This window comes from Bilophila sp. (genome assembly GCF_057864385.1).
Window position 1 is genome coordinate 20,973 of the sequence record NZ_DBMAFI010000045.1, and the last position, 8,020, is coordinate 28,992.

Below are 8,020 nucleotides of genomic sequence, written 5' to 3' on the forward strand. Positions count from 1 at the left end.
TTAAATTATTAAACTATTTTTAATCTGCAAAATATTGTTTTAATAATTTAAAAGAGTTATATGTCAAAGAACGACATGGCCTAGGATACAGCCATAAAAAATGTATTGAGCATAAAAGCCAGGCGCTGTCAGAGTATACGGTTGCTTCATTTTCACAACACAGTGAAAATGAATACTTTTTCTCAAGGTTTCCCCTTTGGCGGAATCCATAGCCAAGGCATTTTGCCGGTTATTTCTTCGGGGCTTCAAGGAAAAAAGCATCAACCATTTTCTAGGACACAGCCAAAAGCTATTTCCCTTCGGTGAACGTTTCTTCGTTCCAGATTTCAAGCCCCGCCTCACGGGCCATACGGGCAAAAACGCCTTCGCCGGGCACGCGGGTTCCGGTAAAGGTGCCGTCGTAGATTTCCCCGGAGCCGCAGGAAGGCGACCGCGCTTTGAGGATCGCCGCCGTACAGCCGTTTTCTTGTGCCAGCCGCAAGGCTTCCTCCGCCCCACGGGTAAAGGCGTCGGTTACGTCCGTTCCGTCCTTGGCGACGACGCGCCCGCCCCTGATTTCCGAGGGGACGCGCGGCGTCGGAAGCCCTCCGAGGGTTTCAGGGCATACCGGCAGGGCCTGCCCCGCACGGATCAGCCTTTGTACCGCCGGGCAGGGAGAGCAACCGCCGTCATACCGGCAGGGTTCCCCCGCAAGGCACGCGCTGACCACATACTGTCTGGCCATGTTCGGATCCATCCTAATGCTCTATTATTCTAGCAGAATTCGCGTATCAGCCCGGCGGCGTGGGGGAATGCCCGCCCCAAAACGTCGGGATCGGCCATTTCAAAATCCGCAAAATCAAATCCCGGAGCCACGGTACAGCCCACCAATGCGAAATCGGAACCTTCCGCCGGGGTTGCGCCGAACCAGCAGCCGCCCGGAACGGTGTATTGGAGGTACTGCCCGTTGAGGACATCCTGCCCCAAAAGGATTTCTTCCGCCGCCCCATCCGGCCTGATTATCGCCAGCCGCAGGGGGGCGCCGAGATAAAAATGCCACATCTCTTCCTGTTTCAGCCGATGCAGATGGGAATATTCCCCCCGGCGCAGGAGGAACAAGATGCCCGTGGAGAAGTTCCGCGCCCCTCCAAAACCGGGCAGGGCATCGGCGGGGATCGATCCTTGGCTGCGGTACGTCTCGGTAAAAAAACCGCCTTCAGGATGCGGGGACATGCCGAAATAATCTGCCAGCTTCTGGGGGGTCATCTTTTCTTCCTTGGCCTGTGGTTTGAAGGGCGGGGCATCATGATGCCCTGGGCCATGTGTACGCCATACCCGATCCGAAAGGCAACCGCCATATCCCAGAGCGTATTGGGCCTGAAATGGTACCTGTTTCGAGAGGCTGTGTCATGGGAAACGGCTGATGCTTTCTTTCTTGAGATAGGAATAACCAATAAAATGCTCAATTATGGAGCCCATCAGCAGGAAAATTGGAGAAAAAGCATATATTTTCAATATATTGCTGAAACAAAACAACCGTGTACTATGACAGGGCCATTTTCAATCAATAATATATTGATATATTTATGAAAAAATAAATTTTCCAAAAAATACCCCAACAAATCCCCCAAAAGAAAAAGGATATTGCCGGGTGTTATTGTGCTTCTCTGGACAGTGCTTTCAGGACAGCAGGCATAAAAAATCCGACGCTCACGGATACCGCAAGCGCCGGATTTTGGTTTTTACCGTTTGGTTTTTTAGCCTCCCGTTCTCCGACTGTACCGCCAACGTCCATCATAGTCCCGCCTTACCTTGCTTTCTCCCCCCCTTCTGGCATATTGTTTGTATGTGTTCGTAACACCTTTGCCTTAGGCGGACCCGCCGCCGACACCCGCGGGGTTGTTCTTGCTTCGGCAAGTGCAACCGCCTCTCTGTGTACGCTGCCGGGAGTGCGGGTGATATAATACCTTCGGGGAATATCTGCGCTGATTCTAGGCACTTAAAATCTCCCGGCAATTTGTTTTTTCGGCAGTTGCCGACCTAGTACGTCGGAGAGCGCCATGACTGAAGCCCTTGCACCTACAGAGCCAAGCCTCTGGCGATATTGATGAGGGCTAACCCCCGTTCACCCCTGTCATTTTGGGAGAGACTATGCAAAAACACTTTCAGGAACTTGTTCGGGCCCTGTCCGAAAAAGCTAATACTGCCATCAGTGTTGGCGATGATGGCAGGATTTTTTGCGACTGCGGCGAATTTCCTCTGCTCATTGAATATCTTGAAGGCCCGGAACAGGTATTTATGGCCGCTTCCGTAGGTGCTGTGCCCACGCAGGGGCGTGAACTTTTTTATCAGAAGCTGTTGCAGGGGCAGTACCTGTTCCATCAGACCTGCGGAGCTACCTTGGCGCTGGATGTTGAGCTTACATTCGTTACATTACAGATAGTTAAAGATATGCAGACCCTCACGGTGCAAAACTTCCCCACCTTGGTGGCAAATTTTTTGCATACCGCAGAATACTGGCATGCGCGGTGTGCGGAAGCATCGGATTTGCCAGGGATGGAGAAACAGGGGGGTACGGCGGAAAATAAGGATCGCGCGTACATATTTTCTGCGGATGCCATCAGGGTCTGAAGGCAAGATCGGTTCCGCACACGCCCGCGCTGAACACTGAACCGCGTAACGCGACAGGGAAACAATATGGTCACAGATCTCCATATCAACAGCTTCGTGCAGGCGGCGCAGCACGCCCACTCCGCAGACAGCACCGTGAAACTTGCCGGAACCACCCTGAAAGATGTGGGCGGTTTCGGCAGCTTTTTCACCCTGGCCTCCACGCATCGGGCAACCATGAGCGCCTTTCTGGACTCTATCAAGCAAAGTTACGGCGACACGGCTTTCCAGATGGCCTCGGATCGGCTGCAGGGGCCCATGGAGCAAGGCAAACCGCTTACTGCCGGCATGATCATGCAGGTGGAGGCCGAGGCCAAGCGCATTACTACACTTGCGATCGGCAACTTTATTTCCGGCTTTTCGCCAGACGGCACACGGACGGAGCATAATTTGGATAAAGCCATTGACAAATATATTGAGGCGAGGGGCGAAAATGCTTTCCCCCTCGGCAGCGACATGGATTCCTTGCGCTATAAAATCAAGGCCGCTGTTGCGGAGGATCTGCTTTCCGGCCGTCTTGCCCTTAGCAGTGAGGAGAAAATGTTCAACGCCGTGAAATATGGCCAGGTGGGAGGCATAGAACACATACTTTCTAGGGATACCAGTCCTGTTGCGCCGGAAGGACTCCTGTCCCGCACTCCGGGCAATCTGGAAGACAAATGCCGCCTCTGCGCTCTGGCAGCGCCGGACTCCGGGGATTATAGTTCCATTGTCTTCGCCAGTTTGTATCTTGGCAGGATGCGCGAACTTCAAAACGACGGCCCGCTGACCCGCTCGACCATCTGGCAGGCCTGTTTCAGCGGCGAGGCTCTTCCGCCAGCGGCGGACAATCCACGCGATTTCGCTGCCGCTTTCAGCGCCAGGCTGAAAAAACTAGAGGCGGCCCTGTGCGAGGGGGTGCATGACTGGGGTGGCGTCGCCAGGGGGAATTGCGTAAACCGTGTGCTTCACCAGCTGCCGTATGAAATACTACAAGCGGCTCACCATGAAGGCAGGAATATAGACGACACGATACGCCTGGAAAACCTGGGTGATATTACCCTCGCTAAAATGGGCAGTCAGGTGCATTTAAGAATGTTCACCGAATGCGCCGGCTTGCAGAAGATGTTCAATGGCGGCCCGGTCACCTTCACGTTTCACCAGGCCGACGGCCCCGACACCACACTGAGCATGGTAATGGGAGAAAACATGATTACCGGAGCTTGGACCGACTTGCAGAGTGTCATGGGCGGCGAGAACCCGAAAGGCGATAAAGCCCTAGGCGAGCGTGCCCGTGGTTTTGTGCGTGATTTCGACGCACAGGTGAACCAACTGGCACCCGGCATCTCAGAGGCGCAACGGCGAACCCTGAGCGCAACCTTGAGCCAGAACTCCAACTTTCTGCTGCGCCGCTTGGAGCAGGCCGCGGGGCATCCGCTGGATGGCAATAACGCCAGATATGCTTTTGACATAAGCCGCACGGACAGCGGTGATATCCTTGTGCGCCACTCTACCAGGACGCGACCGGAAGGCGGCGGAGAGGGTGACTATGCGGAGCGCTCCCATCTCACTCTCACCATCCATCCGGACGGATCCATCAACGACACTGCGCCAGTGTTCGTCCCAGCGCCGACTGTCGGATAACAAACAAATATCCACAGTTCCCAGCCTCCAGGCTCATTAAAAGCACAACTACCCGCGTAGCCTGGTGGTTGCCTGTTGAGGAAGCGCAGCTTCCTCAACAGGCTAAAACCCTTAATCAGCAATTCCGCCTGGCCTGCGCCGGACGGAATTTTTTTATACACTTTTCATCTGACGCTAGTTCATCACTAAGAAAAGTTGATTTATTGAATGGAATATAGGTTCTATTGTGCATAATAGCACCATAAATTTATGCGAGATGATTTTTATTGAAAATATTTTTTAAGGCTGTGTTATAGAAAATAGTTGATGCTTTTTTTCTTGAAATTCCAAATGGATAAACGAAAAAATGCCTTGGCCGTGGATCCCGCCAAGGGGAAAATAGGAGAAAAAGGCTGTATTTTCATCGCACTGTGGAGATGAAACAACCACAAACTATAACAGGGCCTTTTTTAATAATATTATCAATAAAAAGTATGAATTTTGAATAAAATACTAATAGTTGGCATTGAAAAAAAGATAAAACAGGCTTGGTAGTATGTGTCGCTGTCGCTTTTTGATACAGTACAGATCGAAACCACCTCTGAGTGAGGCCGTCAATCCTCCGCACGGAGTTTTCTGCTTTTCAGCCAAGCCGCAATGCGCTTCCCTACATTCTCCTGAAGGTTTCTGTAGAAGAACTGGTAGTCGTAGATATGGTAGACACCGTCTTCAAAGAGTACACCGGGATACTGTTTTTCCGAAATGTCGGGGAGCTTGAGCGTGCCGCGCCGGGGGTCGATGCGGGCTCCCGTCAGCGCGGGGATCTCGCGTTTGACGGTCCCGGTGTAATCAGTGAAGCACGCGCCCTTGTTAAGCCTTTTGTCGCCCAGGGTGCAGTCCGCCTTCCAGGTTAGTGGGTTGATGCCGTATGTCTTCCGGCCTGCGGGCACGAACAGGGAAGAGGAGATATGCTCGGATTCGGAGTTGAAGGAGACGATGACGCCAGTATCCTCCTCGCCCTTGGCCATTTTCAAATGCGGGAAACGCCAGACATCTTCCGGTGTGACGCGCCAGCCGATGATGTAGGCGGCCACTAGCCTGTCCTGATACGATGGCTCGTCAAAAAATTCCATAAGCAGGCGCAGGGCCAGTTCCGCCCCTTGGGAAAAACCGGCCAGGACAAGGGGCCGGTCAGGGAAGTCCCGCGCATGGCTCATAAAGGCGGCGCGTATATCGGCATAGGCAATGTTCATGTATCTCTGCCGTCTGTGCTCCTCAAGGCCATAGACAGCCAGAGTCGCCTGGCGGTAGTATGGTGAAAAGACGCGGCAGTGATCGGCATAGATTCCAATCTGCATCCTCAATGCTCCGACAGTTCTTCCGCGATAATCCGCATCGTCTGGAGCCGCATTCATTGCGCCGTCCTTGCCCAGATGCACGGTGGGGGCGATGATGAAAAGATCAACGGGCTTGTCCTCGCCCGCCATGAAGAACGCCCAGTTCTCCCGGCGTCCATAGTCGGGAATGCCTTCCGTGCAGCCCGCCTCGCCAGTGATGCCCCTGCCGCTGCATGCACACAGTAGGGCGGCTAGCAGGACGGCAAGAAAAAGACGGGAAAAAAGAATGTTCCGCACTGCATGATTTGTCATGGCTGTGTCATAGAAAACGGTTGATGCTTAATTTCCTTGAAATTCCAAAGAAATAACCAATAAAATCCCCAAATCACAAAGCCCACCAGCGGAAAATTTGGAGAAAAAGCATATATTTTCAGTATATTGCCGAAATGAAAACAACCATGTACTCTGACAGAGCCTTTGTCATAATTGTACGCCCCCGGTCACCATTTTTTCCGCCTACGGCAGACGGGAGTGGATGTCAAGCAGCACCCGGCGTCATTGATTTGTTGCCGGGCTTGCGGCGGAGAGCCTGAAAGCACAGCATATGCCCATCTTTTGCCAAGGCTGGATTTTCCCGGCAGGGGCAAATGGCAGACGGGGGTGTCATCGCAGCCGGAAAACGGGCCGTTTTTGCCTGTTTATCCGCTCCTGTTCCATATCTTCCGCCTCCCTGTTGAACTTCTGAATCTGTTCCTGCGTGGGGTTGATGTTGGTGATATCAATATCTCCCGCCGTTCCAAAGGCGTACCAGACCACCCTGCGCCCGTAGTCTATCCGTTCATCACGGTTCTGTCCGTGGGGGCGGGGTGTGTCTATACAATTCGTTGGCAACTTCCTGCATTGTGTATCCTGCACAACGCATATACAGGGCAATGGCCGCATCCAGCCGTGACTCGTCCATCTTTTCAGGAAGGCTCTGTTATAGTTTATGGTTGTTTCATCTCCACAGTGCGATGAAAATACAGCCTTTTTTCCGGTTTTCCCCTTGGCGGGATCCACGGCTGAGGCATTTTTCCGGTTATCCCTTTGGAGTTTCAAGGAAAAAAGCATCAACCATTTTCTATAACACAGCCTTCAGGAAAACGCTTTTTGACCATTTCCCAATAAGCTGTATACGGGGAAGCCAGCCTACTCTGGGGAATTCCCGTTGTCTGGCCTTCACGCCGGGGCAATCCGTTTGCGGAAACGCCAGATATGCGCAAGATACGGGGTATGCTTACCAAGCCAGTGCTTGAAACGCGGAAGTCGTTCCTGTTTTTCTGGTTGAGGCTGACTGTCCCGCAACGCCGTTTTTCCTCCTGTTCCTGTGTCGTTAGAAAATGTTGGGCGATATTCAGCAGGGAAAGCCCGTGCCGGGCAAGGCGGGTAGTGGCTGTTTTCCGGCGTTCCCTCTGCTGCCGTTCCAGTTTTTCCCGTTCTTTCTCCCACCTTTCTCTGGCGTTTTTCTTTTCCTCCTGTCTTCTTCGTTCCTTTTGATACTCCCGCCACTCCTTCCGGCAGACATGACTGACAGGCTCTGGAGCGGGCTTGTGGAATATCCGCTCGGAGTAGTAGCCGGGCTTGAAGTCTCCGAGCCTTTTACACAGCCTGGACACACTGAAATTCCTGTCCACACTGGATGCCTTGACCGCCGTATCTCCCACGAAAATGACAGCGCCGGAACCTGAAGGGCTTTGGCGCTTAAGCCGTCAAGATAGTCGGCCCATGAAGTATACGGCGGCGTTCGGGCAGATATTCGGCGCGGTTGTAAATCCTGTGTATCTGCTCCGTGGGAGCGTGGGCAAACTGGCGCTCAATCCAGTCCCGGTTGTAGCCGAGTTCATTAAGAAGGGGGGAGGCCATAGCGCGAAAACCATGCGGACACATTTCATCCTCTCCAAAAAACATGCGGCGTATGGCCCTGCTGAGAGCGGTTTTTCCAAAGGGAATGGCTTCGGAACGGTAGCTGGGAAAGACGTACTGATTGCCGCCGGAATACGCCCGCAGTTTTTCCAGAACAGTCGATGCCTGCCTGCTGAGAGGGACAGGATGGTCGCGTCGCATTTTCATGCGTCCCGCCTTGCCGGTAATGGTGTCTCTTCTTGCCGAAGTTAGTCGGGCCGTGGCGGGCGGTTTTCCGGGGCAAACAGGAAAAAGGACGCAAGGAGTAGGAGACGACAAGGGCAACGCCCAGAAGACTGAACAGGATGAGACGCCGTTTTTTTCCGTGCTTGTCATATCGCTCATAGCGTGCCCTCATTTGGAAACTTGCAGGCGAATCGTCTGAATTTACCCGTTTCTGGAAAGCATCAACCGCGACGTAACCGGCACCTCATAACATTTGGTGTTGCCCGCTCCGTTGACCACAGCTGTCCAGGCTGGCCACATCAAGG

General features: G+C 53.1%; 8 protein-coding genes and 1 pseudogene. 3 read left to right on the forward strand and 6 right to left on the reverse strand.

Features of this window, described 5'->3' with window-relative positions:
* Positions 1–289 precede the first annotated feature (289 nt).
* From ACZM8Y_RS13080 to ACZM8Y_RS13090, 3 genes are all read right to left on the reverse strand, one after another.
* On the reverse strand, positions 290–724 hold the full coding sequence (locus tag ACZM8Y_RS13080) for a 2-thiouracil desulfurase family protein (RefSeq protein ID WP_479858454.1): 435 nt from the start codon (positions 722–724) through the stop codon (positions 290–292).
* 29 nt (positions 725–753) lie between these two features.
* Positions 754–1,245, reverse strand: coding sequence for a cupin domain-containing protein (locus tag ACZM8Y_RS13085; RefSeq protein ID WP_482332989.1), 492 nt, complete (start codon positions 1,243–1,245; stop codon positions 754–756).
* Between the two features lie 388 nt (positions 1,246–1,633).
* Positions 1,634–1,777, reverse strand: a complete 144-nt coding sequence (locus ACZM8Y_RS13090) for a hypothetical protein (protein ID WP_479859383.1) — start codon at positions 1,775–1,777, stop codon at positions 1,634–1,636.
* A 353-nt stretch (positions 1,778–2,130) separates the two neighbouring features.
* On the opposite strand from ACZM8Y_RS13090, the gene ACZM8Y_RS13095 reads away from it, so the two are divergent.
* Together ACZM8Y_RS13095 and ACZM8Y_RS13100 are read left to right on the forward strand one after the other, a co-directional pair.
* Positions 2,131–2,610 carry a type III secretion system chaperone gene (locus tag ACZM8Y_RS13095; protein ID WP_302551647.1) on the forward strand — a complete coding sequence of 160 codons (480 nt, stop codon included), beginning with the start codon at positions 2,131–2,133 and terminating at the stop codon, positions 2,608–2,610.
* 66 nt (positions 2,611–2,676) lie between these two features.
* Positions 2,677–4,272 (forward strand): hypothetical protein, encoded by a 1,596-nt coding sequence (locus ACZM8Y_RS13100; RefSeq protein WP_482332986.1) that lies wholly within the window; start codon positions 2,677–2,679, stop codon positions 4,270–4,272.
* A gap of 593 nt (positions 4,273–4,865) precedes the next feature.
* Here ACZM8Y_RS13100 and ACZM8Y_RS13105 read toward each other — a convergent pair.
* Positions 4,866–5,900, reverse strand: a complete 1,035-nt coding sequence (locus ACZM8Y_RS13105; protein WP_487480102.1) for a DUF3089 domain-containing protein — start codon at positions 5,898–5,900, stop codon at positions 4,866–4,868.
* Between the two features lie 219 nt (positions 5,901–6,119).
* Between ACZM8Y_RS13105 and ACZM8Y_RS13110 the strand changes: the two genes are divergently transcribed.
* Positions 6,120–6,605 (forward strand): hypothetical protein, encoded by a 486-nt coding sequence (locus tag ACZM8Y_RS13110; protein WP_487480101.1) that lies wholly within the window; start codon positions 6,120–6,122, stop codon positions 6,603–6,605.
* Positions 6,606–6,697: 92 nt separating this feature from the next.
* On the opposite strand, the pseudogene ACZM8Y_RS13115 reads toward ACZM8Y_RS13110, so the two are convergent.
* A pseudogene (locus ACZM8Y_RS13115) lies at positions 6,698–7,303 on the reverse strand (hypothetical protein); the annotation flags it as partial.
* A 25-nt stretch (positions 7,304–7,328) separates the two neighbouring features.
* Positions 7,329–7,697 (reverse strand): tyrosine-type recombinase/integrase, encoded by a 369-nt coding sequence (locus ACZM8Y_RS13120; RefSeq protein ID WP_489501780.1) that lies wholly within the window; start codon positions 7,695–7,697, stop codon positions 7,329–7,331.
* Between the last annotated feature and the right edge of the window lie 323 nt (positions 7,698–8,020).